Origin of the sequence: Pseudomonas sp. RG1 (assembly GCF_025910115.1) — a bacterium.
GTDB lineage: Bacteria > Pseudomonadota > Gammaproteobacteria > Pseudomonadales > Pseudomonadaceae > Aquipseudomonas > Aquipseudomonas atacamensis.
In genome coordinates this window covers 68,363-91,804 of record NZ_JAPCIK010000018.1, presented here as the reverse complement: position 1 = coordinate 91,804, position 23,442 = coordinate 68,363, and the positions used below count along the sequence as shown (strand labels likewise).

At 55.4% G+C, this 23,442-nt stretch carries 28 protein-coding genes, 1 tRNA gene and 5 pseudogenes; 15 read left to right on the top strand and 19 right to left on the bottom strand.

All coding sequences use genetic code 11. The annotated features are described in order from the left end of the window. Positions 1 to 98 precede the first annotated feature (98 nt). Positions 99 to 401, top strand: a complete 303-nt coding sequence (locus OK411_RS11000) for a hypothetical protein (RefSeq protein WP_016774048.1) — start codon at positions 99 to 101, stop codon at positions 399 to 401. 290 nt (positions 402 to 691) lie between these two features. Continuing rightward, positions 692 to 904 carry a cold-shock protein gene (locus tag OK411_RS10995; RefSeq protein ID WP_003179963.1) on the top strand — a complete coding sequence of 71 codons (213 nt, stop codon included), beginning with the start codon at positions 692 to 694 and terminating at the stop codon, positions 902 to 904. Positions 905 to 968: 64 nt separating this feature from the next. On the opposite strand, the gene OK411_RS10990 is transcribed toward OK411_RS10995, so the two are convergent. Continuing rightward, positions 969 to 1,286 (bottom strand): I78 family peptidase inhibitor, encoded by a 318-nt coding sequence (locus tag OK411_RS10990; RefSeq protein WP_016774047.1) that lies wholly within the window; start codon positions 1,284 to 1,286, stop codon positions 969 to 971. A gap of 166 nt (positions 1,287 to 1,452) precedes the next feature. Beyond that, complete coding sequence (locus OK411_RS10985; RefSeq protein ID WP_016774046.1) at positions 1,453 to 1,755, bottom strand: hypothetical protein; 303 nt, start codon at positions 1,753 to 1,755, stop codon at positions 1,453 to 1,455. Between the two features lie 130 nt (positions 1,756 to 1,885). On the opposite strand from OK411_RS10985, the gene OK411_RS10980 reads away from it, so the two are divergent. Beyond that, the gene (locus OK411_RS10980; RefSeq protein WP_016774045.1) at positions 1,886 to 2,086 is read left to right on the top strand and encodes a hypothetical protein; all 201 of its coding nucleotides are present in this window, start codon (positions 1,886 to 1,888) and stop codon (positions 2,084 to 2,086) included. Between the two features lie 34 nt (positions 2,087 to 2,120). Here OK411_RS10980 and OK411_RS10975 read toward each other — a convergent pair whose 3' ends face one another. The 8 genes from OK411_RS10975 to OK411_RS10940 all read right to left on the bottom strand — a co-directional run bounded on the left by OK411_RS10975 (position 2,121) and on the right by OK411_RS10940 (position 9,734). After that, positions 2,121 to 3,149: a nucleoside hydrolase gene (locus OK411_RS10975; protein ID WP_217879712.1), complete on the bottom strand. Its 1,029-nt coding sequence runs from the start codon at positions 3,147 to 3,149 to the stop codon at positions 2,121 to 2,123. Positions 3,150 to 3,180: 31 nt separating this feature from the next. After that, on the bottom strand, positions 3,181 to 3,585 hold the full coding sequence (gene rbsD / locus OK411_RS10970; protein ID WP_024012406.1) for a D-ribose pyranase: 405 nt from the start codon (positions 3,583 to 3,585) through the stop codon (positions 3,181 to 3,183). Then, positions 3,582 to 4,499: a ribokinase gene (rbsK, locus tag OK411_RS10965; RefSeq protein WP_110598888.1), complete on the bottom strand. Its 918-nt coding sequence runs from the start codon at positions 4,497 to 4,499 to the stop codon at positions 3,582 to 3,584. The genes rbsD and rbsK overlap by 4 nt, the downstream gene beginning before the upstream one ends. A gap of 24 nt (positions 4,500 to 4,523) precedes the next feature. Beyond that, positions 4,524 to 5,543 (bottom strand): LacI family DNA-binding transcriptional regulator, encoded by a 1,020-nt coding sequence (locus tag OK411_RS10960; RefSeq protein WP_110598886.1) that lies wholly within the window; start codon positions 5,541 to 5,543, stop codon positions 4,524 to 4,526. Between the two features lie 3 nt (positions 5,544 to 5,546). Next, the gene (locus tag OK411_RS10955) at positions 5,547 to 6,524 is read right to left on the bottom strand and encodes an ABC transporter permease (protein ID WP_016774040.1); all 978 of its coding nucleotides are present in this window, start codon (positions 6,522 to 6,524) and stop codon (positions 5,547 to 5,549) included. Continuing rightward, on the bottom strand, positions 6,521 to 8,074 hold the full coding sequence (locus tag OK411_RS10950) for a sugar ABC transporter ATP-binding protein (protein WP_122751120.1): 1,554 nt from the start codon (positions 8,072 to 8,074) through the stop codon (positions 6,521 to 6,523). The genes OK411_RS10955 and OK411_RS10950 overlap by 4 nt, the downstream gene beginning before the upstream one ends. Positions 8,075 to 8,129: 55 nt before the next feature. Continuing rightward, entirely contained in the window at positions 8,130 to 9,086 is a 957-nt protein-coding gene (locus OK411_RS10945; RefSeq protein WP_071171729.1) for a sugar ABC transporter substrate-binding protein, read from the bottom strand. A 198-nt stretch (positions 9,087 to 9,284) separates the two neighbouring features. Continuing rightward, positions 9,285 to 9,734 carry a hypothetical protein gene (locus tag OK411_RS10940; RefSeq protein ID WP_016774037.1) on the bottom strand — a complete coding sequence of 150 codons (450 nt, stop codon included), beginning with the start codon at positions 9,732 to 9,734 and terminating at the stop codon, positions 9,285 to 9,287. 336 nt (positions 9,735 to 10,070) lie between these two features. Here OK411_RS10940 and OK411_RS10935 point away from each other — a divergent pair, with 336 nt between their 5' ends. The 3 genes from OK411_RS10935 (at position 10,071) to OK411_RS10925 (ending at position 12,320) form a co-directional block, all read left to right on the top strand. After that, a complete protein-coding gene (locus tag OK411_RS10935; RefSeq protein WP_125915872.1) occupies positions 10,071 to 11,159 on the top strand; it encodes an asparaginase in 1,089 nt (362 codons plus the stop codon). Between the two features lie 197 nt (positions 11,160 to 11,356). Continuing rightward, positions 11,357 to 11,626, top strand: coding sequence for a DUF1654 domain-containing protein (locus OK411_RS10930; RefSeq protein ID WP_136493974.1), 270 nt, complete (start codon positions 11,357 to 11,359; stop codon positions 11,624 to 11,626). Positions 11,627 to 11,630: 4 nt separating this feature from the next. Beyond that, positions 11,631 to 12,320 (top strand): endonuclease, encoded by a 690-nt coding sequence (locus OK411_RS10925; protein ID WP_136493973.1) that lies wholly within the window; start codon positions 11,631 to 11,633, stop codon positions 12,318 to 12,320. An 82-nt stretch (positions 12,321 to 12,402) separates the two neighbouring features. Here the strand turns inward: OK411_RS10925 and OK411_RS10920 are convergent, their stop codons facing one another. Continuing rightward, entirely contained in the window at positions 12,403 to 12,768 is a 366-nt protein-coding gene (locus OK411_RS10920; RefSeq protein ID WP_024012401.1) for an SPOR domain-containing protein, read from the bottom strand. Positions 12,769 to 13,018: 250 nt separating this feature from the next. Between OK411_RS10920 and csrA the strand changes: the two genes are divergently transcribed. Beyond that, a complete protein-coding gene (csrA, locus tag OK411_RS10915; RefSeq protein WP_003179932.1) occupies positions 13,019 to 13,213 on the top strand; it encodes a carbon storage regulator CsrA in 195 nt (64 codons plus the stop codon). A gap of 219 nt (positions 13,214 to 13,432) precedes the next feature. Here csrA and OK411_RS10910 read toward each other — a convergent pair whose 3' ends face one another. Together OK411_RS10910 and OK411_RS10905 are read right to left on the bottom strand one after the other, a co-directional pair. Beyond that, entirely contained in the window at positions 13,433 to 13,888 is a 456-nt protein-coding gene (locus OK411_RS10910) for a DUF2214 family protein (RefSeq protein WP_136493972.1), read from the bottom strand. A gap of 464 nt (positions 13,889 to 14,352) precedes the next feature. Then, positions 14,353 to 14,417 (bottom strand) — tRNA-OTHER (locus OK411_RS10905). A 229-nt stretch (positions 14,418 to 14,646) separates the two neighbouring features. Here OK411_RS10905 and OK411_RS10900 point away from each other — a divergent pair. After that, positions 14,647 to 15,036, top strand: coding sequence for a hypothetical protein (locus OK411_RS10900; protein WP_177421670.1), 390 nt, complete (start codon positions 14,647 to 14,649; stop codon positions 15,034 to 15,036). Here OK411_RS10900 and OK411_RS10895 read toward each other — a convergent pair. Both OK411_RS10895 and OK411_RS10890 read right to left on the bottom strand, forming a co-directional pair. Then, a pseudogene (locus OK411_RS10895) lies at positions 14,993 to 15,464 on the bottom strand (lysis protein). The gene OK411_RS10900 and the pseudogene OK411_RS10895 overlap by 44 nt on opposite strands. Beyond that, positions 15,461 to 15,994 (bottom strand): annotated as a pseudogene (locus tag OK411_RS10890) (glycoside hydrolase family 19 protein). The pseudogenes OK411_RS10895 and OK411_RS10890 overlap by 4 nt, the downstream one beginning before the upstream one ends. 138 nt (positions 15,995 to 16,132) lie before the next feature. On the opposite strand from OK411_RS10890, the gene OK411_RS10885 reads away from it, so the two are divergent. Beyond that, entirely contained in the window at positions 16,133 to 17,308 is a 1,176-nt protein-coding gene (locus tag OK411_RS10885; protein WP_136493971.1) for an acyltransferase family protein, read from the top strand. Positions 17,309 to 17,447: 139 nt separating this feature from the next. Here OK411_RS10885 and OK411_RS10880 read toward each other — a convergent pair. The 4 genes and pseudogenes from OK411_RS10880 to OK411_RS10865 all read right to left on the bottom strand — a co-directional run. Next, positions 17,448 to 17,814 (bottom strand): annotated as a pseudogene (locus OK411_RS10880) (phage tail protein). Between the two features lie 40 nt (positions 17,815 to 17,854). Then, a complete protein-coding gene (locus OK411_RS10875; RefSeq protein ID WP_257221800.1) occupies positions 17,855 to 18,127 on the bottom strand; it encodes a hypothetical protein in 273 nt (90 codons plus the stop codon). Further along, positions 18,127 to 18,855 carry a hypothetical protein gene (locus OK411_RS10870; protein ID WP_136493970.1) on the bottom strand — a complete coding sequence of 243 codons (729 nt, stop codon included), beginning with the start codon at positions 18,853 to 18,855 and terminating at the stop codon, positions 18,127 to 18,129. Before OK411_RS10870 ends, OK411_RS10875 begins: the two co-directional genes overlap by 1 nt. Before the next feature lie 35 nt (positions 18,856 to 18,890). Continuing rightward, positions 18,891 to 19,772 (bottom strand): annotated as a pseudogene (locus OK411_RS10865) (host specificity protein); the annotation flags it as partial. A 445-nt stretch (positions 19,773 to 20,217) separates the two neighbouring features. Here OK411_RS10865 and OK411_RS10860 point away from each other — a divergent pair. The 6 genes and pseudogenes from OK411_RS10860 (at position 20,218) to OK411_RS10835 (ending at position 23,258) form a co-directional block, all read left to right on the top strand. Beyond that, a complete protein-coding gene (locus OK411_RS10860) occupies positions 20,218 to 20,418 on the top strand; it encodes a tyrosine-type recombinase/integrase (protein WP_136493969.1) in 201 nt (66 codons plus the stop codon). 222 nt (positions 20,419 to 20,640) lie between these two features. Next, entirely contained in the window at positions 20,641 to 21,597 is a 957-nt protein-coding gene (locus OK411_RS10855; protein ID WP_264364867.1) for a tyrosine-type recombinase/integrase, read from the top strand. A gap of 90 nt (positions 21,598 to 21,687) precedes the next feature. Beyond that, positions 21,688 to 21,869 (top strand): annotated as a pseudogene (locus OK411_RS10850) (integrase); the annotation flags it as partial. A 289-nt stretch (positions 21,870 to 22,158) separates the two neighbouring features. Continuing rightward, on the top strand, positions 22,159 to 22,401 hold the full coding sequence (locus tag OK411_RS10845; RefSeq protein WP_264364866.1) for a hypothetical protein: 243 nt from the start codon (positions 22,159 to 22,161) through the stop codon (positions 22,399 to 22,401). Between the two features lie 160 nt (positions 22,402 to 22,561). Beyond that, positions 22,562 to 22,786: a hypothetical protein gene (locus OK411_RS10840; RefSeq protein ID WP_264364865.1), complete on the top strand. Its 225-nt coding sequence runs from the start codon at positions 22,562 to 22,564 to the stop codon at positions 22,784 to 22,786. Beyond that, a complete protein-coding gene (locus tag OK411_RS10835; RefSeq protein ID WP_264364864.1) occupies positions 22,779 to 23,258 on the top strand; it encodes a hypothetical protein in 480 nt (159 codons plus the stop codon). Before OK411_RS10840 ends, OK411_RS10835 begins: the two co-directional genes overlap by 8 nt. The last annotated feature ends 184 nt before the right edge of the window (positions 23,259 to 23,442 follow it).

The following is a 23,442-nucleotide window of genomic DNA, read 5'->3' as shown; positions in this document are numbered from 1 at the left end:
CAGAAGGCGAAATGTCCGATTTTATGCCAGAGTGCTGAACTTGATCGGCCCTTGCGCCCTCAGATAACAAGACATTGACCCACAAGGAGCATCCTCGCATGCGTCTGAAAAGCTTATTCGCCGTCGTCGCCCCCGTCGTCCTGCTGCTGCCACTGAGCGCCCATGCCGACTGGCCGAAAGGCGAGCGCGAAAAGTACATGGCCCAGTGCACTCAGGCTGCGACCCAGCAAATCGGTGCTGCTGCGGCGAAGTCCCACTGCGCTTGCGGAGCTGACGCCATCAAGTCCTATCCGGCCAGCGACATTCAGGCGCTGATGGACAACAAGGCGACTCCTGAATTGCAACAGAAAGCCCTTGGCCAGATCGCCAAATGCAAGGCAAATACCGCCCCGAAAAAATAAGAAAACCGGGTATTAATATCGGCTGAAAGGCGGAAAAAAGTGCTGGAAATGAGCCTTTTCAGACGATTTATGCAGGTTTTACAGGTTTTTTTATCGTCTTTACGTTTCGCTGAAAGCCTTTCAAACCGGGGCTTTCAGCAGAAACGGGTGGTAAAGAAAACACGACTGATTGGCAAACAGCACGTCCGGGGGGCTCCCAAAGCGAACATTTCGACTATGATACCCGGGTGTGCCCAGTTGGCCTGAGCAGCACAGTACTACTGAAAATATATGTTTCTTGGAGATACACCATGTCTAATCGCCAAACCGGCACCGTTAAATGGTTCAACGATGAAAAAGGCTTCGGCTTCATCACTCCTCAAGGTGGCGGTGACGACCTGTTCGTACACTTCAAAGCTATCGAATCCGACGGTTTCAAAAGCCTGAAAGAAGGCCAGACCGTCTCTTTCGTGGCTGAGAAAGGCCAAAAGGGTATGCAAGCTGCACAGGTTCGCCCAGAGTAATTTCTCGGCGCACTAAAAAAACCCCGTCCAAGTGACGGGGTTTTTTATGTCTTGAACAAAGTGTTCAGCCGCAATTGACGCGGGTAACCACCAGGTTGTTGTCGGTGTTCAGGTTCAGGCGATCGGAGCGGTATTCCAGGGTGATCATGTCGTTTGGCTTGAGAAAGCGCGCATTTTGCGCCCCAGCCTTGGCACGTGCCTGATCCAGCAATTCAGGGGATGCCTTCTTGCCGATGGCGAATTGCGCTGCCGATGCTTCGCAGCGGCTGTTTCCCGATTCAGCAGCCACGGGTTCCTTTGCCGACTCGCTGGAGGTTGTGCTGCAACCAGCCAACAGCGCAGCGGCCATAAGTGCACCCAGTGTCGCGAACTTCAAAGGCATGAAGCCTCCTTGTTTTCAAATGTTTAAGCAGAGATCGTGCGACCGCCAATGCGGCGTTTGGTTTCAAGGCTCAAGCCATGCCCTGCCCCACGAGCGGAAAAATGCCGAGTGTGCCTGAGCTGCGCGCGGCGACTCATCAAACAATCGTGACTGAATATTAACGACCTCAATAAACGTCGATGTAGTCATACGGCGGATTCGGCCAGTTGTCCTTGAGCGCGTTGAAAATCTGCATCACCCAGACTTCATCGCTGGCTGCGACGTTCCCCACATAGCCGGAGCCCTTTGCCCAGGTTTCCAGGCGAAACAGCAGACCGTCGATATCCTGCCCACCGGTCACGGTTGACAGATAGGCGATGCCGTCTTTGGTTACGCGCAATTGGTTGTGTACGTCGTCACTGGCCGAGGCGAGCAATTGGCGCACTGCATCGAGTGTGAGGCCGTCAGGGCTATTCAGATCGATCTGCACAACAGGGTCCTTGGTAAGCCGGAGGAGACCAAGTGTCGCATAGCGCTCCGCTCATGCCTAAGTCGCAGTGCCAAACGCCGCGCAAAATGGTTAACTCGAAAAACAGACACCCTGACCTTTCGAGCCTCCCATGACCAGTGTAAGCATCGACGCCGCCATCAACGCCAAATGGGCCGAAGGACACAGCTCTTACAGCCCCGGCACGACGGAAGAATTGGCGCTGATCGGCATTGATTTACTGGTCAAGGAGCTGGGGATAGAAGCGGCGCAGCATTTTATCAATCAGGTATTCGAACGCTATCCGATCGGCCAGGCCGAACAGCCGCAGTGAAAACCCGCAGGCAAACTGCCTGCGGGTTGACGACTTATTTCAGGCGTTTCAGGCGCTCGGTCAGCAGATCAAAGAATCCCTGGGCGTCGCCATTTTCGACCCAGAATGCATTCTTCGGTGCTTTCAGGCCGTCATACCAGTCAACGATGGTCTGGCCGAATGTCGGTCCTTCACGGCTATCCACCACGACGTTGACCGCCCGACCGGTAAACAACTCAGGCTTGAGCAGATACGCCACAACGGTGGCGTCATGCACCGGGCCGCCGGGAATGCCGTAGTGCTCCATATCGCCCTTGATGTATTCGTTGAGAATGTCGCCGACGATCTTGCTCGCATTGTTGTTCAGCGCCGCGATCTGCTTCAGGCGCGCGTCACTGGTCAAGATCTTGTGGGTTACGTCCAGCGGCAGATAGGTGAGTTTCACCCCGCTCTTGAGCACCACCTCGGCAGCCTGCGGATCAGCGAACAGGTTGAATTCAGCCACAGGGGTGATGTTGCCACCGTTGAAATGCGCCCCGCCCATGATCACCACTTCCTTGATGCCCTGAACGATCTCCGGTTCATGGATCAACGCCAGAGCCAGGTTGGTCTGCGGGCCGAGCATGGCGATGGTGATGCTGTGGGGTTTGGCGGACTTAAGGGTATCGATCAGATAATTGACCGCATTTCCTTTCGCCAGGCCTTTCTTCGGCTCGTGAACCGTCACGCCCGACAAGCCTTCCTTGCCATGAATATTCTCGGCGTAAATCGGCGTGCGCATCAGTGGCTTCGGTGCGCCAGCGTAAACCGGCACGTCTTCGCGCCCTGCCCATTCGCGAGCCAGCCGCGCGTTACGCGAAGTCTTGTCCAGGCGCACGTTGCCAGCGACGGTGGTCAAGGCTCGGATATTCAACTCATCCGGCGAAGCGAGGGCAAAGAGCAAGGCGACCACGTCGTCAGCGCCCGGATCGGTGTCGATGATCAGGTCGATCTTTTCCGCCGCCTGAGCGCCGGTCGCAGTTATCACGGACAAAAGCAGCAGACCCCGAAGCAGTTGATGGAGTTTTTCAGCATAGCGTTGCATAGCGCATTCCTTGTGCAGGTGAAATCGGAAATCAGAATGTAACTCCGGCGACCAGAACGATGTTGCAGTACGGCTGACATTCTCCTGTACGAATGATCGCCCTGGCTTGTCGGCTCAGTACCTTGAACTGCTCGTGAGTGAGCAGATCCCTACGGCCCAGCGCGCCCTCTTCGTTCATCGCGTCCAGATCGGCCAGCGCCGAGGGCTGCTTATCGAAGATCTCTCTGGCCAGCACATGGCTTTCCACCTGCATCTCGCTGAGTACGACTTTCAGCGTGCTGACGAAATCAGGGATGCCAGGGGTCAGCGCCAGATCAATCAGCTCGACACCCGGCGGCACGGGCAAACCGGCGTCGCCGATCACGACCATGTCACCGTGGCCAAGCGAAGCGATCAGTCGCGACAGCGCGACGTTGAGTAATGGAGTCTTTTTCATGCGGGTCTGAACGCCTGTACTTCGGACATGGTTGGAATCGACGGTTGTGCACCGGCGCGGGTAACCGACAGTGCAGCGGCGATCTGACCGTAGCGGATCGCCTCGTCCTCGGATTTGCCATCGGCCAGCGCTGCGGCGAAACCGCCGACAAAGGTGTCGCCTGCGGCCGTGGTATCGACCGCCTTCACGGTCGGCGCGGGGAAGTGTTCGAAGCCCTTGCCATTGGCGAACAACGAACCCTGCGCGCCCAACGTGACAATGACTTTACCGGCGCCCATGGCAATCAATTGAGTGGCAGCCGTTTCTGCCGACTGCAACGAGTCGACAGCGAGCCCGCTCAACGCGGCGGCTTCGCTCTCGTTAGGAATCAGATAGTCGATCGCCGCGAACCAGTCTGCCGGCAAAGGACGGCTCGCCGGCGCCGGATTGAGGATGACGGTCTTGCCCAGTTCACGTGCACGCTTGAGCGCATGCCCGACCGTCGCATCGGGAATCTCGAGCTGACAGATCACCACATCGGCGGCTTGCAAAACCGCATCAAAACGGTCAATTACTGCTTCCGTCATTGCGCCGTTGGCACCGGCGACAATCACAATGGCGTTCTGGCTGTTGTCATCCACCACAATCAGCGCCACGCCACTGGAATCTTCTACGACGCTGACAGCCTGGCAGTCGATGTGCTCGGCGAGCAAGGCATCGCGCAATCGCACACCGTAGTCGTCATTTCCCACACAACCGATCATCGCCACCTGCGCGCCCAGACGAGCAGCGGCAACTGCCTGATTGGCGCCCTTGCCGCCCGACACAGTGGCAAAGGAATGACCGATCAGCGTTTCACCGCCGCGCGGCAGCCGTGGCGCCCGGGTGACCAGGTCCATGTTCAGGCTGCCTATTACCACTACATTTGCTGGCATACATCACTACTCATCAATTCGGTTTCAGCGATATTCGGTGAACACGCCGGACAGCGGCGCGGTCGATTCGCGCAGGACAATACTCGGGGTCACGATGCGTTGATCAGTGCCCGATTCCGGCGCAGCAATTCTGCGCAACAGCACTTCGGCGGCCATCTCGCCCAGTTGCAGGATCGACTGGCCGACCGTGGTCAGCGCCGGATAGACATAACGACTCATCTGAATGTCATCGAAGCCGATCACCGACAGCTCGGCCGGCACTCGCACGTTACGTTCGGCCGCCGCACGCAGCACACCGATACCAATCATGTCGTTGCCGGCAAAAATCGCACTGGGCGGATGGCTTTCAAGCAGCCGGGCAGCGGCGTTGTAACCGCCGGTGCTGGTGAAGTCGCTTTCCAGCATGCGCTCTTCGCGCACCTCGATTCCCGCCTCTTGCAGCGCTCGGCAATAACCGGCCTGACGCATTTGCGCCACGCTGGTACTGGCCGGACCGCCGATCGTGGCGATGTCGCGATGCCCCAACTCGAGCAGATGACGGGTTGCCAGATAAGCGCCGTATTCGTGGTCGATGCGCACCAGATCGGCATTTACACCTTCCAGGCCCCGGTCGACGATGACCATCGGCGTCTTCACGCCCGCCAGCCCTTGCGCCAGACCGCTGTCACCGCCGGCGGAGGCGACGATCAAACCGTCGATGCGCTTTTCCAGCAACACACGCAAATAGCTGCGCTGCTTGTCCGGGTTGTCGTCGGAGTTACAGAGGATCACGCAATAGCCGTTGCGCTCGCAGTAATCCTCGATTCCGCGCGCCAATTCAGCGAAGTACGGGTTGAGGCTGTTAGGCACCAGCAGGCCGATGGTCGCCGTAGTCTTGGCTTTCAGCGAGCGCGCCACGGCACTTGGCACGTAGTCGAGGCTCTTGATCGCCGCCTCGACTTTGCGCCGCACTTCCTGACTGACCGGGCGGGTGTTGTTCACCACGTGCGACACGGTGGTGTAGGAAATGCCCGCGAGCGCCGCTACATCCTTGATCGTTGCCATGGTTCAGCCCCGGCGACTGGCGCGTTGACTGCGATAGGTGTCGAGCACCACAGCGATAACGATTACCGCACCGGTGATGATGCGCTTGGTCGGCTCCGTCGCACCAATCTGCGCGAGACCGGCCGCGAGCACGGAAATGATCAACACACCAAAGAAAGTGCTGATCACCGAACCGCGCCCGCCCATCAGGCTGGTACCGCCGATAACCACCGCCGCGATCACTTGCAGTTCCAGGCCCGAACCTGCGTTCGGGTCAGCCGCCTCCAGACGCGAAATCTGAAACAGAGCGGCAATGCCCGCCAGCAGGCCCATAAGGCTGAACACCAGAATCTTGTAGGGCTTGGGATTGATCCCGGCCAGCCGAACCGCCTCTTCGTTGGTGCCGATGCCGATCAGGTAGCGGCCGAAAACAGTGCGGGTCAAAACTGCCTGCGCGATGAAGATCACCAGCAAAGCGATGATGAACGAGGGTGAAATACCGAACGCGATCGGATTCGACAGCCAGGCGAACGCATCGCCGATGTACGCAGTCCGCGACCCGGTCATCTGATACGCCACACCGCGGGCCATTTCCAGCACGCCGAGGGAGACGATGAACGACGGAATCCGCCAGGCCACGGTGATCGAGCCAGTGATGGTGCCGGCCAGAGCCGCCACCGCCATGCCGAGCAGCGCCGCTGGCAAAACGCTCCAGCCCCAGCCGAGAATCGCAACGCTGACCGTCGATGCGGCCAACGCCAGCACCGAGCCGACGGACAAATCGATGCCGCCGATGATCAGCACAAAGGTCATGCCCACGGCCAGCACCATCAGGTCGGGAATCTGGTTGGCCAGGGTGCTGAAGGTGTTGTACGAGAGGAAATGGCTGCTCAGGACCGAGAACAGCGCAATCATCGCCAGCAAGGCACCGGCCAGGCCCAGATAAGTACCCAGGCCAAAGAAATTGCCACTACGTTTACTGGCAGAAGATGCAGTTTTCATGGGAGATCCCTAGGCGCCGCTTCATTGAGCAACGCATCACGTTTCTGGTAGCCGGCGAAAGCGGCGGCAAGCAAATCATCCTGGGTCCAGCTGTCGCGCTCGAAGGTGTCGATCAGACGTCCCGCCGAGAGCACGCCGATCCGGTCGCAGATCAGCATCAACTCACGCAAGTCACTGGACACCACGACCAATGCCTTGCCCTGGCGGGTCAACTCGCCGAGCAAACCGTAAATGTCGAACTTGGCGCCGACATCAATCCCGCGAGTCGGCTCGTCGAACAGCAGCACCGAACAGTCGCGCTCCAGCCAGCGGCCGATCACGACCTTCTGCTGATTGCCGCCGGACAGTTCCGAGACCAGCTGCGTCGGGCTAGAACTACGGATACGCATGGCTTCGATCTGACGCTGCGCCAGTGAGATTTCGTCGCCGTTGTTGACGAAACCACCACTGGAGATTTCCGGCATGTTGCCCAAGGCGATGTTGGCGCTGATTGACTGACTGAGCAGCAGCCCTTCGCCCTTGCGATCCTCGGTGATCAACGCGATGCCATTGCGTACGGCATCGACTGGCGAGCGGACACTCACGACCTTGGCCGGGGAGCCGAGCGCGATGGTGCCGCTGTCGGCAGCATCGGCACCGAATATCAGCCGCAGCAATTCCGTGCGCCCTGCCCCGATCAATCCGGAAATGCCGAAAATCTCCCCGGCACGCACTTCGAAGGAGACGTCGCGGACTTTGTCCGAACGCGTCAGGCCGTTGACCGTCAGCGCCGGAGCGCCGATCTTGCGCGGCCCCATGTCGATGTGTTCACCCAGTTCGCGACCGACCATCAAGGTGACCAGTTGCTCGCTGTTGTAGTTGGCCATCGGCTCGACGCAGACCAGATTGCCGTCACGCAGCACGGCAATACGCTGGGCCACCCGCGCCAGTTCTTCGAGACGATGAGAGATATAGATGATGGAAACGCCGCGAGCCTGCAATCGGGTGATCTGCTCGAAGAGCATTTCGACTTCGCGCGCCGTGAGCATCGCGGTCGGCTCATCAAGGATCAGCACGTGGCAATCGCCAATCAGGTTGCGCGCGATTTCGACCATCTGTTGATGACCGATACCCAACTCGCCAACCAGTGTGTCCGGGTCGATCGCATCGAGGCCGACCTGCGCCATGGCTTCGATGGCCGCCTTGCGCAACTGCTTGCGACTGATCCAGCCAGCGCTGCTCGGCAGATTATCCAGAAACAGGTTTTCCGCCACCGACAGCGTCGGCAACAGATTGAGTTCTTGCATGACCATGCGCACGCCAAGCTCTTCGGCCTGGGTACGGCTGCCAGGGCGGTAGTCCTTGCCCTGGAATTGCATCTGGCCGGTACTGGGCGTGACCAGACCACCAATGATCTTCGACAGGGTACTTTTGCCGGCACCATTTTCGCCGGTCAGCGCCAGTACTTCACCGCGCATCAGCGTCAGATCGATGCCGGTAAGCACCGGTTGCGCATAGGTCTTGCCGATACCGCTGACCGAGAGGACAGCGTTCGGGGCGGAAACTGACATAGAAATCTCCATGCGCTCGCCCGGACGGACGAGCGCCGTTGTGTCGCCAGATGACTTACTGGGTGACCAGCTCGACCGGTGTTTCGATCACGCCGTTGGCACCGCTGTCGACTTTCTCGCCTTTGATGATCTTCAGTGCGGTTTCGATGCCGAACACGGCTTGCTTGGCTGCAAACTGGTCAGCCGTCGCCAGCACACGACCGTCCTTGAGCATTGGCTTGATCGCATTGATGTTGTCGTAACCGACGACTTTTACCTGCCCTGCCTTGCCAGCGGCACGGACTGCGGAAACGGCACCGACTGCCATGCTGTCGTTACCGGCCAGCAGCGCTTTGACATCCGGGTATTCACTGAGGATCGAAGCCGCAACCTTGTTGCCCTTGTCGATTTCCCAGTCACCGGACTGCAGCGAGACCACTTTGATCTGCGCGGCTTCCATCGCGTCCTTGAAACCGGCCGTGCGCGCCTGCGCGTTGGTGGTGGTGGACACGCCTTCGATGATGCCGACCTCGTCGCCCGCCTTCAGTTGCTTGGCCAGATATTCGCCAACCAGACGTGCACCCTTGCGGTTGTCCGGACCTACGAACGGCACGTTGATGTTTTTGCTTTTGACCACGGCGGGATCGAGCTGGTTGTCGATGTTGATCACCGTGATACCGGCGTCTACGGCCTTCTTGATCACCGGCACCATGGCCTTGGAGTCAGAAGGCGCGATCACCAGTGCATTCACCTTGGCCAGGATCATCTGTTCGACGATGCGAGTCTGGCCAGCGGTGTCGGTTTCGTCTTTGATACCGTTGGAGATCAGATCGAAATCGGCGGAGTGTTCTTTCTGGTAGGCCTTGGCGCCGTCTTCCATGGTCAGGAAGAATTCGTTGGCCAAAGATTTCATGACCAGCGCGACTTTGGGCTTTTCTGCAGATTCGGCGAACGCCGAGGAGACAGGTAGTGCGGCGGCTGTGGTAGCCAGCATAGCGACAGCAAGAAGACGTGCGGCGAAGGGCAGCTTCATGGGTTCACTCCGATCTTATGATTATTGTGAGCAACGTTTGCGCTGACGTAAGCTACGTCACGGCTTCGGGAGATAATACCCTTCCAAGCCGCGCAAACGTTTGCGTAGACCGAACTATGAGAATCCCGCCGGCATTTGTCAACAATCAGAAATCGTCTTTTGTTGTAGGCCGAATCGCCGAATTGGCAATTTGGCGCTTCAGGCAGTCGTATTGACCAAGCCGCCGCTGGGAGCGCTTTTCGACATCTCCTTGACCAACGCACCCGCCACTTCCGCCAGTGCGGCGCTGGTTTGCGCGATTTGGCCCTGAATCGACATCACTGCCTGGGATTTCGCTTCGGGAGTCGGATAGCTTGCGGCCTGAGCCGCAGCCAGTTGCTGCTGCTGCTCCTGAAGTTGTTTTTGCAACTCCTTCATCCGCTTGAGCAGTGTCTTGACGGTAATGCTGAGATTGCTGTCAGCCTCGGTTTCACTGTTTTCCTGCACAGGACCACCACCGGTTCTGACCTGATTCTTCTCAGTCTTTTCGGTACCCAGCGCCTGCGCCGATGCCTCATTGGTCGCGTCGTTCAGGGTGTTGATCGTGGCTGCTGTTTTACCGCCGATGGTGACTGCAGCGGGATTGGCAAAACCGACCGTCAGTGACATGTGAACTCCTAAGATTTGGTTTCCTTGAGGACGCATCGGCCTGGGAGCACATTTCTTTAGCAAGGATTAGTCACCCGCCTGGCTTTTCAGAGATTGCCTATCGGCGAGCCGAACAAGAATCCCGCCATCGTTCGGAATCCCGGATGGGTGGGTCCTCAACGATGCTCCAGCCACCGACAAATGTTGATTTAAATCATTGGGTTAAACATTTTCCGCCAGCACATTACGCATGGTATGAATCCTGCTCCCGTCCTTGCACCTCAAGCATTCAGATCGGCTTGGGGCGCATCTAGATGAACCTGCATCAGCACCGTCTCACGACTAGAGAGAAAAATAATGAAATCTGCTTTTAATACCTTGATTCCGGGCGCATTGGCCCTCCTCCTGCTCCTGCCCGCTGCCCTTCAGGCAAAAGAAGCCGAAACCCAGACCAAACTGGCCAACGTCGTTGTTCTCGCCACCGGCGGTACCATCGCCGGCGCTGGCGCCAGTGCCGCCAACAGTGCCACTTACCAGGCAGCGAAAGTCGGTATCGAGCAACTGATAGCCGGCATTCCCGAGTTGAGCAAACTGGCTAACGTGCGTGGCGAACAAGTCATGCAGATCGCTTCGGAAAGCATCACCAACGACAACCTGCTGCAATTGGGTCGTCGCGTTTCCGAACTGGCTGACAGCAAGGACGTGGACGGCATCGTTATCACCCACGGCACCGACACCCTCGAGGAAACCGCGTACTTCCTGAACCTGGTCGAGAAAACCGACAAGCCGATCATCGTCGTCGGTTCGATGCGTCCGGGCACTGCCATGTCGGCAGACGGCATGCTCAACCTGTACAACGCCGTCGCCGTGGCGAGCAGCAAAGAAGCGCGCGGCAAAGGTGTGCTGGTGACCATGAACGACGAGATCCAGTCCGGTCGCGACGTCAGCAAAATGATCAACATCAAGACCGAAGCATTCAAGAGCGCCTGGGGTCCACTGGGCATGGTGGTCGAAGGCAAATCCTACTGGTTCCGCCTGCCGGCCAAGCGGCACACCATGGATTCGGAATTCGACATCAAAAACATCAAGAGCCTGCCTGACGTAGAAATTGCCTATTCCTACGGCAACGTCAGCGATACCGCCTACAAGGCATTGGCGCAAGCCGGCGCCAAAGCCATCATCCACGCCGGCACTGGCAACGGTTCGGTATCCTCTCGCGTGGTTCCATCCCTGCAAGCCCTGCGCAAGGATGGCGTGCAGATCATTCGCTCGTCCCACGTCAACGCTGGCGGCTTTGTCCTGCGTAACGCCGAACAGCCTGACGACAAATACGACTGGGTTGTCGCTCACGATCTGAACCCGCAAAAAGCCCGCATCCTGGCGATGGTCGCGCTGACCAAGACCAACGACAGTAAAGAGCTGCAACGGATGTTCTGGGAATACTGATTGAACATCGCCTGATCACGTCTCGATCGGGCAATTGCGCATCACCTGCCAGCTTGGCAGGTGGTGCCCCGCTTACACCCTTCCAATACTTTTCCCACAAAAATCTCGACAAGCCCTACACCAAAACCGGAAACCCGCTGTCAGAGGATTTTCTTGAATTTTAAGCAGTTGCGAAATCGCCTACAGTTAAATACTGTATGCACGTACAGCTTAATAAGGATAACCTCGTGGCCACCTCTCCTGCTGCTTCTGACGCTTACGAACGCATGGGTATGCGCGTTCAGAAAATCATCAATTCCCCCACCGCACAAAAAGCCAAAGCCGCACTGATTTTCCGTCTGCCGGATGAGCCGATGGATGACTGGGAGCGCTTGCTCGAGGAAATCGACGAGAACGACAACGTTACCCTCGCTTATCGCGATGACGGTGGCGTGCAGATTTTTTGGGTTGTGCCGAAGGAAGATTGACTCAATGAGTGTCCGCTGTGTTGCTTTGCTGTTGTTGTTTTTCGCCATGGGCGCCCAGGCTGGCGCCCCACGTACATTTTCCGAAGCCAAGAAAGCCGCGTGGAAACTTTATGCACCGCAGTCCACGGAGTTTTACTGCGGCTGCAAGTACACCGGCAACAAGGTCGACCTGAAGGCTTGCGGCTATGTGCCTCGCAAGAACGCCAAGCGTGCATCGAGAATCGAATGGGAGCACATCGTGCCGGCCTGGCAGATCGGCCATCAGCGGCAGTGCTGGCAGCAAGGCGGACGCAAGAATTGCACGCGTTACGATCCTGTTTATCAAAAGGCCGAAGCTGACTTGCACAATCTGGTGCCGAGCATTGGCGAGGTCAACGGTGACCGCAGCAACTTCAGCTACGGCTGGTTGCCGGTGCAGTCCGGCCAATATGGCTCCTGCCTGACGCAGGTCGACTTCAAGACCAAGAAGGTCATGCCCCGCCCTTCGATTCGCGGCATGATCGCCCGCACGTATTTTTATATGAGCAAACAATACGGACTGCGCCTATCGAAGCAGGATCGGCAGTTGTACGAAGCGTGGGACAAGACCTATCCAGTGCAGGATTGGGAACGTCAGCGCAACCAGAGCGTGGCGTGCGTGATGGGGCGCGGCAACGAGTTTGTCGGCTCGGTAAATCTGAAAGCCTGCGGCTGATTGCAGCGGAAATAAAAAGGCCTCGAGCGTTATGCTCGAGGCCTTTTTAATGTCTGTTCAGCGTGTTTTGAAGGCGCTTCGCTTATGGCGTTAGCGGATGCTCGATCACCACCGATTCGATATTTTGTTTCTTGGCTTTTACCAGCGCTGCATCGACCTGCACCTTGCGCGCCTCGGCGTCAGCCTGGGAATTGAACGGACCGATCAGAATTCGTGTTTTACCGCTGCCGTCCTTGACGACCGTCGGAACGAAAGCGTGCTCGATCAACCAGCCGCTCAGGTCACTGACGGCCTGAGGAGTCTCGCCACGCACTTCCAGATCCCACTGTGGCGCGGCGGCCGCCGGCGCTGCCGCGACCTTCGTCTCAGGCTTCGGCGCATCTACATTCTTGCCTTCACCGCAGCCTGCCAATGCCAGTGCCGCTACCAGCCAAACCAATTTGCGCACAACGCTTCCCTCGGAATTCGTAAAGCGGCGATCTTATCATTCAAAAATACTTCGCGAGCCCCGCAAAATGGGCACAAAACAACGAGAATGATGATTGCAGCCTCTGTATAGTTACGCCCTGGGAATTAATGCCGCTTCTGCGCGTCAGAAAGAGGCACCCAAACCGTGAGACTTCGCACTAATCTATAGATACCACCGACCTCTGCACTGTCTGAATCAGGTGCCCTACCAAGCAATCAAGGAGAAGACCATGCTGATACTCACCCGCAAAGTCGGTGAAAGCATAAACATTGGTGATGACATCACGATCACCATCCTCGGAGTCAGCGGCCAACAGGTTCGCATCGGTATCAACGCTCCGAAAAACGTGGCAGTGCACCGTGAAGAAATCTACCAACGCATCCAGGCCGGCCTGACCGCTCCGGACAAGCCGCAAACGCCCTGAGCCACTTTGCATCACGTAGCCAGTCCTATTGCCGTCGCGCAAGACTGGCTAAAGATTCACGCGCCGTTTAGCCATCCGCATTTCACCCCGCTGGGCACGGCGCCTGAAGCATGCTGACTCCTTTCACTTGCCCCTCCCTCCTTTCTTGCGCCGATATTACCTTTCACTCCTGGAGCTGGCTGTCGGACGTTTCCGATAGAGCACGGCGAATTTTGCCTTCTAAGCGAATATCACGCCACGCGCCATGCCTGTCGCCGCGACCATCATCAGGATCAGCAGCAGCGCTTCAACATGACTGATTCGCGCGTACAACTTCGCACGCCCGCTATCAAGCGCCGCACCGCGCGAGGATGCGATGCGCCATTTGATCAGCGTGATCATCGGTGCAAGCTCCATCAGCAGGATCAGCAAGAACAGCGTCATCTTCAGATGAAACAGCGGCTGATGCAGGTAATAGCCAGAGCCTTTCTCGTAACCACCAAACGCACGCATTGCTCCGGTGATAAGCAGCGTCAAAGCTGAAAGCCCCCAAAGGTTATCCGCGAGCAGAACGCGCTTGACCTCTCCCGTACCCGCCGCGAGCTTTCGGAAAGCTGTGCCGCGCGTCAGCGCCGCCCAGAAAGCCAAGACAAACGCGAATAGATGAATAGCGGCAAGGACCCACTGGCTCAGCATCGACGCACTCCCTTATAAAGAGTTGAAAATCGGCCAGTCAGTAGTAGACGAAAAAACCGCGCCTCGCTTGGAGGTGATGGAGGGATAGGCGCCCAAACGCCAAATCGCAGGCAAAAAAAATCCCAAGCAGCTGATGGAAGCTTGGGATTTAAAAATGCATAAACCGTGGTGGTGAACGCGGAACGGATGTTACTTAAATTCCCAACATGCAACAAGGCTTTTTCGATAACCGGTTAGAGAAAAAGAGCTGTAAGCCTTTGGATATTCAGGTGTTTTCAACAACGAAATGGAAGAAGAATGCACCAAAATGGCGCTTGATCATTTTGCGCAAACAGTATGAATGGAGAGCTGATCAGAGCGAAGCGGAAAGGACCGGGAACAAGCGTTGCGCAAATCGCAGACAACAAAAAAGGGCTCACCTTTCGGTGAGCCCTTCTAGACCGCCCAGCAGAGCGGATTTTGTTTGGTAGGCGCGATTGGACTCGAACCAACGACCCCCCCCATGTCAAGGTGACTACGGAACACGCCTAACCTATTGATGCGAAAAGGAAACAGGCTCAAATCAGCAGAGTAAAAATCAACGTTACCCGCTATAAGAATCAACAAATTAGCGCTGCATTTTCCTACAGTGCTATGCCCTTCCCTGGCGTTCTGCCGACAAAGATCAATTCAAAATCCTACAGCTCGTCGCCTCACCCTCGCTCACCCTAGAAGCCTCGATTACTGTATATGCAAACAGTATTCAGTAAGGCGTTCCCGTGGACCCCCTCTATATAGAAGACGCCGACGATTGGCTCGGCAACCCGACTCCGCTCGAAACCTGCCGGCACCAGCTCAGGATGTACGAGAACGAATTCGAAGCGCTCACTCTCAAGCTCGAGCGCGCTCTGGAAAATGTTCAGGGGTTGGAGCGTGACAACGATGCGCTCACGCTCGAGAGGAATTCTCTCAGGGCCGAATTAACCGAAGCGAAGACCGCCGCGGCCGATGCTGACCGGCGAGCGAACGACATCACGATCAAAACCAGCTGGGAGCTGATGGCGAAAATCAGGCACATCAGCGAACTGGCTACCCAGATACGAATCCTCAACGGAGACAGCCCGTTCAAAGACCCTTTCCCTCATCAGCGCGAAACTGACCGCACGTAATCCTGGCATGCCTGCCATGCGCCGGGTCAAGTCGGGCTCGTACGGTTGCATGATCCACGCCGCCGGCGCAGGGGGGCTGTTGGCACGTGACAGCCACCGGCTGAACCCGCGTCAATAAGGACTGACAGCCGGAGATCAGCAGTGGCAAGACGATCGCGCAGGCGAGCCTGGTCAATTTGCGCATTGGTCATTTTCTCGAAGTGGGTTTTCTCACTGGCTGACAGCTTCTGCTCTAGCGTCAGGCGTTTGTCTTGCTCGGCCTTCTGCGCATCGGCGCCGGCCTTGGCAAGTTGGTTCAGCGTCTCGCCGTGCAGCCTGGCCTTCTCGGACAACTGTCCGCCGTAGCGCCAGTCCTGAAATTCCCAAGCGCTGACGAAGCTAGCGAGCATCAGCGCCAGCATGCCGATCAACCGCCACGGCACTGTCACGACAGCACCTCGCGCGCCTTCTTCCAGATTTCCAGACGATCCTGCAAGCCGTTCAACCCGCCGTTGATCCGCCGGGTAATGGTGTGGAATTCGTCTCGATCGGCCAAATCGTTCAGCCCCTTCTGCTACCAGAACCACGCCGCCGAAATCGCGGCACGCTGAGGAAGCTCGAGCAGCTCGGGATGATTGATCAGGTCGAGACCCAGCGCCTCGCCGCACTTGGCGTAGTTCGCCCGGCCGGTGATCTGAATCAGGCCGCGCCCGCAATATTTCCGGCCATCACCAGCCACGGTATTGCCCAAGTCTTCGCGCCCCTCCTACCCGCGCTGGGCAGCGGTCGGCCCCCAGATCTCACGGACATAGCGCAGTTGGCCAGACTCATGGCCGATCTGAGCAATGAATGCGGCGGCGCGCTTCGTGCCCACGATCTGGTGATGCTGCATCGCGGTGTTGAGAGCGGAAACAAAAACGCCCGCTTGGGTGCGGGCGTTAGGGAGGATCTGCAGCAGCTGCTGCTGAGTGATGGGCATAACTGCACTCCAGTGGAGGTTGAAATTTCAACGCAAGGTTTGCCACCAAACCAATCAGGCGAGGAGCACGCTTCGTTTTTTATCGAAGACAGATTTGATTCGTGTACACTCGCGCGGAAAAAATGAAGGGACTCTCAGATGTCTATCGTGAAACACCAAAAAAACTACGAGATCGAGGCGTTAAGGGCGATCGCAGTATTTCTTCCGGTCATGGGGCACTTGGGGAATTTGCTATTTTGGTATCCCGAAATTGGGAACTGGTCATATGGCTTGTGGGCAGGTGTAGATATATTTTTTTGCATCTCTGGATTTGTGATCGCTAATGCATTTTACAAAACCTTCTACTCGGCAGCCAGGCTTGAGGACAAATCCACTTTTGTAAAAGAAATGGTCTCATTCTACATCCGTCGAGCTTACAGAATATTTCCATCTGCAATGCTGTGGTTAATGATCGTCAGTGTTCTGTCCGTAACGTTTAATCAGACTGGTATATTCGGAAGCTTGAAGGCAAACATATTCGACGGCTTATCTGTAGCCATGTTTGTTTCAAACATTCATTTTGCTAGCTGCTATGCAAGTACTCTAGGAAATAAGCTATGCGGTAGCAATGGGATCTACTGGAGCATCTCCCTGGAAGAACAGTTTTACTTCCTGTTTCCCTTTCTTTTCTTTTTAAAGCTTCGCTGGATACTTTGGCTTGGTGCAGCCGTACTGCTTGGCACCGGACTCATGTACTTCAACACATCCAGCTTTTTACACGTCCTTTATACCCGCATGGACGGAATCCTTCTTGGAGTTTGCTTGGCAATCTTTAAAAACAGCAAAGCATACACCCTGATAGAGCCGAAATTCCTAGCTACCAGTGCGCTAAAATACTTCACAGCCATTGCCTTGATAGGCGCGATTTTGGTGACTCCGTCTAATGGAGGCGTAATTCCCTTCGTTTTCACAATGGTTACTTTGCTCTGCACGATCACCGTCTGGCTGGGATCATATCAAGGCGGATACTTATTCCCAGAAGGGAAAATCAGAAGTATCTTGGCATATGTCGGCGCGCGATCTTTTGCAATATATCTTGTTCACAACCCGTCATTTTGGCTGACCAGAGAAATCTGGTCGCGAATTGAAGGAGTAGGATTCGAGTTCAACTCTCATTACAACATTAGATTTTGCGTAACCGCTATTATCCTAATCGCAGTCTTTGCTGAGCTGAACTACCGGCTTATCGAAACGCCACTCCGGAAACGAGGCATTGAGAAGTCCAAAAGATATCTAGCTTCCAAAGCCGGCACTCGTGAGCCTGTACCTGCTTAGTCCGTGAACCGTATCCCCTAAAGGGCGTCGGCGAGTATGCCGGCGCTCCGCAGGACCAGCATAAACTTCAGCTCATTAATGAATTGCGATTATTAACGCAGCCAAATTCGCTAATTTCGTGTATCGGCATTCGATCCGTTTAGAGCTCATTCGACTCACTCAGCAGCGGCGCAGCAATGATTTTCCGGGATGGGCGGCTCGATCGGCCATATCGGTGCCTGATACTAGGTCGGCTGCACAGTGACCTTGCCCAGTGCAAACTTATAGGTCTTCCACGCTTTCAGGTTCAGCGTCAGTGCGGCCTGCTCGACCTCGTCTTCTGCCGTGGCTTCGCCGATATCAATGCCGAAATTGATCGTATCGATGCGGTCTTGAATTCGCGAGATCTGGGCGATCGCCTGTGCATTTCGTGAGGCGAGCAATGTCTTCGCGGCTGCCAGCTCAGCGGCCTGAATGGCGGCGTCCTTCATGGCCTTGGTAATCAGTTGAGTCCAGTCGATGTTCATGCTTGTTCTCCTGGCTCTGGTAGAGGCATGGGCAAGGGAATCACGCCGTCACGCACATACTCAAGCGGCGACGGGAATGCCTGGTCTGGGCTGAATTGATCGGACGCGGAAGGATCAGGGTAAGCTCAAGCTCCCCGTCGACGCGGCTGACATCGCCAGCAAACCATGTTGATTTGATCGCGACACAAGGCAAGGTGTCTCCCTCTGCAACGCGACTGAAGTCCAATTCCTCGCCATTTACAACGATGATGTTTCCGCTACGGATAACGCTCAATGTCGCATCCATGCGCATTGGAGAAAGATTAATACGCATCAAAACCACCTCCCTACTGCTATGAACGTGTAAGTGTAAGTGGCGAGCGGAAGTGCAACGGGGCTCAAGTGACGAATGATGCCGAACGTCCCGGTAGTCGGCATGATTACTGTCTCGCTGAACCCCGGGTATTCTCCGCCAATAATGAGATGAGCCCAGGGGGCAACCGCAAAGTTAGCCGGCAGTGTGTCGGCGGGCCGATCAGCAGTGCCTTTCCAGTAGAGCCCACCCAGCGCACTACTGATTGCCACGATTACTGACTTCGTTGAAATACAGACCATAAAACCGTTGGCGAACTTCCAATGTTCCCCGTTGGCATTACTACCGTACTCCATGAGCGCGCCGGTTGGCGCGCCTCCGGACTGACTGACAGTGCCAAGAATGGTCAGCCCCAATGCCGCCCGAGCGAGAGCGGGCGTATTAGCACCAGTTCCCCCTTTATCGATAGCAACGGTTTTATTCGGCCCGCTGAGATCTGCTTTGGTGGCTTGCAGCTTTCCCAGTGCCGACAAGATGGAATCGGTCGTCGCGACAGCTCCCGGCGTTGCGACATCCACGCCCGCCAGCGCGGTGCCGCTAACACCAGCCGCGGTCATGTACTTATTCGTCAGCCCCTCCGGCAGGCCATCGGTATCAGTGAGATTTAGTTCATCACGAACGCCGGCGGTTGTTGGCGTGGTGCCCAGCACCGCCAGCACGCCTCCGTAGTCATTGAGGATTTTACGCACCTGATCCGCCAGGTCTTTCTGATACCCCTGCACCTGCGAAAGCCGTCGCCGACCCGGCTGGTGCAGATGCCGTAGGAGATCCACGCCGGGTTATTGGTCCAAGCCGATTTCATCGAGCCATCCCACGTCCCGGTGTAGGTGCGCGCGATCAGGTCGTAATTGCTTGGCACCATCCAGCGGCGCGCCTTGCACTTCACGGTGACGGCTGGGATGTTGGTGAACTGCTCGGCGTCGAATTCGATATAGACCAGCGCAGTGTTCGGGTAGCGCAACTTGGCGTCGATCACTTCTGTGTAACTGGCCACCAGCATGGTGTCGGCGATCTTGTTGGTGTTCTGGTTCGGCGTCAGACGGCGCACGCGGATCTGCCAGCCAGTTGTTGCGTCCGGCAAATCGATGCGGCGCGAGCGCTCGTAGCGCGTGGTGGTCTTGCCATCGACGGCGTCCACCAGCACCTGCTGATAGGCGCCGCCGTCGGTGGCCACGTCAATTGCGTACTCAATTCGGTAACCGCCGACGTTGCCCTGGTCGTCGGAGCGTTGAAGCGCCGGCCATGCCAACCGCATGCGCACGGTGGAAAGCTGAGTATTGGTGATCGAGCGTGCCCACGGCGAATCGCTGCGCAGCTCGATGTTCAGCGACGTCTCGTTCTCAACAGACGGAATGCCCGGGATGTAGTTCTGATCCACCGAGCCCGGGCGCCAGTCCCACTTCACGTTCGGGAAGTTGTAGTTGCCGCTGGCATCTCGGATCGGCGTGTTGTCCAGGTAGATGTCGTAATCGGTCGGGACGCTGTCGAACTCTCCCTCGCCCACGGCGATCAGCAGCTTGGCCAGGTTGGTCGAGCGCAGGCTGTCGCTGGCTTCGGTCGGCGACTTCGGCTTGCTGCTGCCGCCCTTCTCGCCGTGGATATCGATCTGTGCTGCTGCGCCCGTGCTTTCCTCTAGGCATAAAAAAACCGCCTCTTGGGCGGCCTAATGGCATTTCTGTAAAAGTCGTGATGATAGAATTCGCAAGCTGAGCCCTCCTACGATGAGGCGCTCGACTTAGTCATCAAGGAAATAAGTGCTGATGAAAAAAGCTCCAATTTGGCTACGAACAACCTTTTCGCTTCCGGTGTACGCAATTTCAGCCGTATTGTGGATTTTCACTGCATACACAATCATCACCTCTTCGGTAAAAATGCTCTCCAGATATGTAACGCCCCAACAGATTGGTCAGGGATTGGCCGAATTGATTTTCGCTCTAGTGTTTGCCGCAGTTGGTAGCGGATTATGGATGCTTGCCAGGTGCATTCGGACCTCAAACTTTAAGAAGCAACCGCGCCCTTCCGCCTCCCCCCAGCCATAAACTTTTTACACTTTGTCTTCGGCCGGTGAGCGCCCCACTTTTCACGAGATCCGCGCTTTAGGCGCATGGCTATATGAGCAGCAGAATTTCCCGCAGGAATACATTCAGGCGCTGCTGGGCCACGCGGACGAGAAGATGACGAAGCACTATCAGGAGGGACACGGCGACAAGACGATCGACTATGTTGAGGTAAGCGCTGAGCTGGCGTTTTGAGGTGGGGGTTTTGCAAAAGTTTTGCAAATCGCAGACAACAAAAAAGGGCTCACCTTTCGGTGAGCCCTTCCAGACCGCCCAGCAGAGCGGATTTTGTTTGGTAGGCGCGATTGGACTCGAACCAACGACCCCCACCATGTCAAGGTCTGCTAGGAGCGAGCTCCGAGCCCTGCTGCTCTTGGATTTCTCAGAACGCCCATTCACATCATGAGGCGTCCAAAAATGGCTAATTTTCGCTTACTCCCATCCGGCAACTGGAACGCTCAGGTACGGGTTAAAAATAAATCCCCCCAGTCAAAGACCTTCAGCACGAAGGCCGAAGCAGAACTATGGGCGAGACAGATCGAAGCCGTGACGGTGGATCGCAAGCATCACACTATATATACGCTGGGCATGACCTACTGCGAAACCATGCTCAAGGGCAAAGGCAGCTACGACCACGCACTGAAAATCGTGGAGCATCTGGGCAGACACTTCACGCAGCCCATTCACGAAATCACGCCTCAGATGATCAACGACTTCAAGATCATGCGACTGAAAAAAGTGAAGCCATCGACGTGCAGGACGCAGCTTGCATTCATGTCACGTTTCTACAGGTTCGCTAAACGCGGATTGCTGATCGACATTCACAACCCTGTGGGTGATATCGCCCTACCGAAGCCAGACCGATCTTCTGACAAGGTGATCCGAGCGAGTGAGCTTGAGCGACTATTGGCGAAGCTCTCACCCACCATGAAGCTCATCGTTGAACTGGCTTACGAGACTGCCATGAGACGATCCGAAATTCTGAAGCTGACAAGAGACTGCCTCCACCTCAAGGACCGTATCGCTGATGTTATTGACGGGAAGAACGGTACACGGTCAGTTCCCCTCACCCACCGTGCGGTAGAGATTCTTGAACTCGCCCAACTTTGTGCCATTGTGGCACGCCACCCAAACGGTCAAGTGTTTACAGTTACACCGCACGCCGTTACTCAAGCCGTGCGCTTGGCACGTGTGAAGGCTGGCTTAGACAGCAGTGTCAGGCTACATCAACTCAGGCACACCAGAATCACCAACGTTGCAAAGAAAGGCTTCAACAATGCTCAGATCATGATTGTGTCAGGGCATAGAGATACACGATCCGTGGCGCGATACTCCCACCTCAATGTTAGGGACGTGCTGCACCTGATCGACTGATCAAACAGGGCGGGCAGCCATGATGAGATAGGAGTTGGCTGCCTCTCCCCTTCCAAATGATTCGTCAACTCCAATGCAGCATGCTGAGCCACGACCCCAACGAAACCCATTCACAGTTTCCGTCACACAATGATCGATGACCTACGGATGCTGGAGTACAAGATTCCCTGATCAAGCGTATCGCTGGTCACGAAGAGTCTGCCGTCACCTTCTGTGTTTACGGCAGCCGTATCCCGATAAAAGCTATGGTCGAAGCATTGGGACACCTTTCGCTGCCAAGCGACATCAACTCAACTTTTACACTGAAAGATAGTTTAAGAAAGCGCTTGACAAAGTTGCTCAACACATTGACAAAAGTGCGCTTGCTAGTGTAGAATGGTACATATAAGGAGAGAGGCGACACCGCCTATCTGAGCACCATTCTCCAAGCTTAGCCATTTCCTACCCCCCTAATTTCAAAGGTCTTACTTAACGGTTAGACCTTTTTCAATGTCTCGAAAACAGACTGCTCAACAAACATCAAGTCTTTATTATTACCACCAATCCAATGGAGGGTCTATTATGCCCGAAACAAAACAATGTTCCAGTTGCGGAACAGCGCTAGCCAATAAAAGGAGTCATGCCCGAACATGTTCAAATACTTGCCGCTGGCGGATTTGGTATGCAAAGCAATCAGCAATGATTTCAGTTAAGTTGACGTTCAATGTCACCAGCTATGAAATCATTAAAGGTAATGCCGCAGCTGTTGGTGTGTCGATCAGTGATTATCTACAAGCTCAAGCGATTGCAGGATGTAAGCAATGAGAGTGCAATTGAATGACAGGGCGGTCGCACAACTTGAGTTCATCATGGATCGTACGGGTTACACAAATAAGCAACACACGCTCCAAGTAATGCTTACGACGATTGCAAACAACCTAAGAGGTACTGGTCGGAAGAAACTGAATAACAAGGATGAATTGCTATGAGTGCTAGTCTGGATTACTTCAGTCGTGGTATTGCGAGAGCTTTTGAGCGACATGCAAAGGAAAAGGCACGACAACAAATCACTCAGATTGCACAGAATATTGATGGTGGTGCAGCTATCACAACCATTCAACTAGATCGTGACGAGCAATACAGAATAACCACCATTAAGAATATGCTAAATTTTATTAAACAGAAAAAGGAAGTATCGAAAAATGACTAATGCAAAGATTACTGTGAAAGGAGTTCCACCTAAGTGGGATGATGCTGAATTCGAAGCTCGTATTGATAGCTGGGCAAATGTTTATCGTGGTACTACTCAGTGTATGGTGTCTGTACGATCGCCATTGCCCCATGATTTCCTCGAATCGGTAGCTTCGAAAATAGCAGAGGGTTATAAAGTGGCTCGCAATCAAGCTGTTACACACGAAGCACTGAATCATTCCTGCTGGATGGTCAAGCCAGATAACAAACAGCAGAAGGATATTGATGACATTCGAGTGCGAGTGAAAGCTGAGTATGTTGGATTCTTACAAGCTGAACGTAAGCGATATCAAGATTTGCTCACAGCTCAATTACTCCAAACAGCAGAGGCGAAAGAGCAGAAGAAAGAAGAAGAGAAAAAAGCAAAGCTCTTGCGTGAGATTGAAAATGAAGTGGCCGATGCATTTGCACCACTGTCCATTCCTGGATAACCGCGTGGTCCAGTGACAGACGCCGACGGCAACACCCTCTACAAGCTCCCATAATCGCTTTTGAGCACTCTGCAATGAAAAGCAATACCGCTACGGCTCCGGCAGTGCAACAACATTGTACGGAGCTTTTGCTTGCCCGAGTTTTACCACAACCCTACTGAAATGAACCAAGGAGAACAATCCC

Coding starts and splice junctions, on each gene's coding strand:
- OK411_RS10930 (WP_136493974.1), top strand. CDS start 11,357: ATGCACGTACAGCTTAATAAGGATAACCTCGTGGCCACCTCTCCTGCT.
- OK411_RS10995 (WP_003179963.1), top strand. CDS start 692: ATGTCTAATCGCCAAACCGGCACCGTTAAATGGTTCAACGATGAAAAA.
- OK411_RS10885 (WP_136493971.1), top strand. CDS start 16,133: ATGTCTATCGTGAAACACCAAAAAAACTACGAGATCGAGGCGTTAAGG.
- OK411_RS10835 (WP_264364864.1), top strand. CDS start 22,779: ATGACTAATGCAAAGATTACTGTGAAAGGAGTTCCACCTAAGTGGGAT.
- OK411_RS10950 (WP_122751120.1), bottom strand. CDS start 8,074: ATGTCAGTTTCCGCCCCGAACGCTGTCCTCTCGGTCAGCGGTATCGGC.
- OK411_RS10960 (WP_110598886.1), bottom strand. CDS start 5,543: ATGGCAACGATCAAGGATGTAGCGGCGCTCGCGGGCATTTCCTACACC.
- OK411_RS10975 (WP_217879712.1), bottom strand. CDS start 3,149: ATGCAACGCTATGCTGAAAAACTCCATCAACTGCTTCGGGGTCTGCTG.
- csrA (WP_003179932.1), top strand. CDS start 13,019: ATGCTGATACTCACCCGCAAAGTCGGTGAAAGCATAAACATTGGTGAT.
- rbsD (WP_024012406.1), bottom strand. CDS start 3,585: ATGAAAAAGACTCCATTACTCAACGTCGCGCTGTCGCGACTGATCGCT.
- OK411_RS10945 (WP_071171729.1), bottom strand. CDS start 9,086: ATGAAGCTGCCCTTCGCCGCACGTCTTCTTGCTGTCGCTATGCTGGCT.
- OK411_RS10980 (WP_016774045.1), top strand. CDS start 1,886: ATGACCAGTGTAAGCATCGACGCCGCCATCAACGCCAAATGGGCCGAA.
- OK411_RS10845 (WP_264364866.1), top strand. CDS start 22,159: ATGCCCGAAACAAAACAATGTTCCAGTTGCGGAACAGCGCTAGCCAAT.
- OK411_RS10940 (WP_016774037.1), bottom strand. CDS start 9,734: ATGTCACTGACGGTCGGTTTTGCCAATCCCGCTGCAGTCACCATCGGC.
- OK411_RS10910 (WP_136493972.1), bottom strand. CDS start 13,888: ATGCTGAGCCAGTGGGTCCTTGCCGCTATTCATCTATTCGCGTTTGTC.
- OK411_RS10990 (WP_016774047.1), bottom strand. CDS start 1,286: ATGCCTTTGAAGTTCGCGACACTGGGTGCACTTATGGCCGCTGCGCTG.
- OK411_RS10955 (WP_016774040.1), bottom strand. CDS start 6,524: ATGAAAACTGCATCTTCTGCCAGTAAACGTAGTGGCAATTTCTTTGGC.
- rbsK (WP_110598888.1), bottom strand. CDS start 4,499: ATGCCAGCAAATGTAGTGGTAATAGGCAGCCTGAACATGGACCTGGTC.
- OK411_RS10855 (WP_264364867.1), top strand. CDS start 20,641: ATGGCTAATTTTCGCTTACTCCCATCCGGCAACTGGAACGCTCAGGTA.
- OK411_RS10875 (WP_257221800.1), bottom strand. CDS start 18,127: ATGCGTATTAATCTTTCTCCAATGCGCATGGATGCGACATTGAGCGTT.
- OK411_RS11000 (WP_016774048.1), top strand. CDS start 99: ATGCGTCTGAAAAGCTTATTCGCCGTCGTCGCCCCCGTCGTCCTGCTG.
- OK411_RS10925 (WP_136493973.1), top strand. CDS start 11,631: ATGAGTGTCCGCTGTGTTGCTTTGCTGTTGTTGTTTTTCGCCATGGGC.
- OK411_RS10935 (WP_125915872.1), top strand. CDS start 10,071: ATGAAATCTGCTTTTAATACCTTGATTCCGGGCGCATTGGCCCTCCTC.
- OK411_RS10840 (WP_264364865.1), top strand. CDS start 22,562: ATGAGTGCTAGTCTGGATTACTTCAGTCGTGGTATTGCGAGAGCTTTT.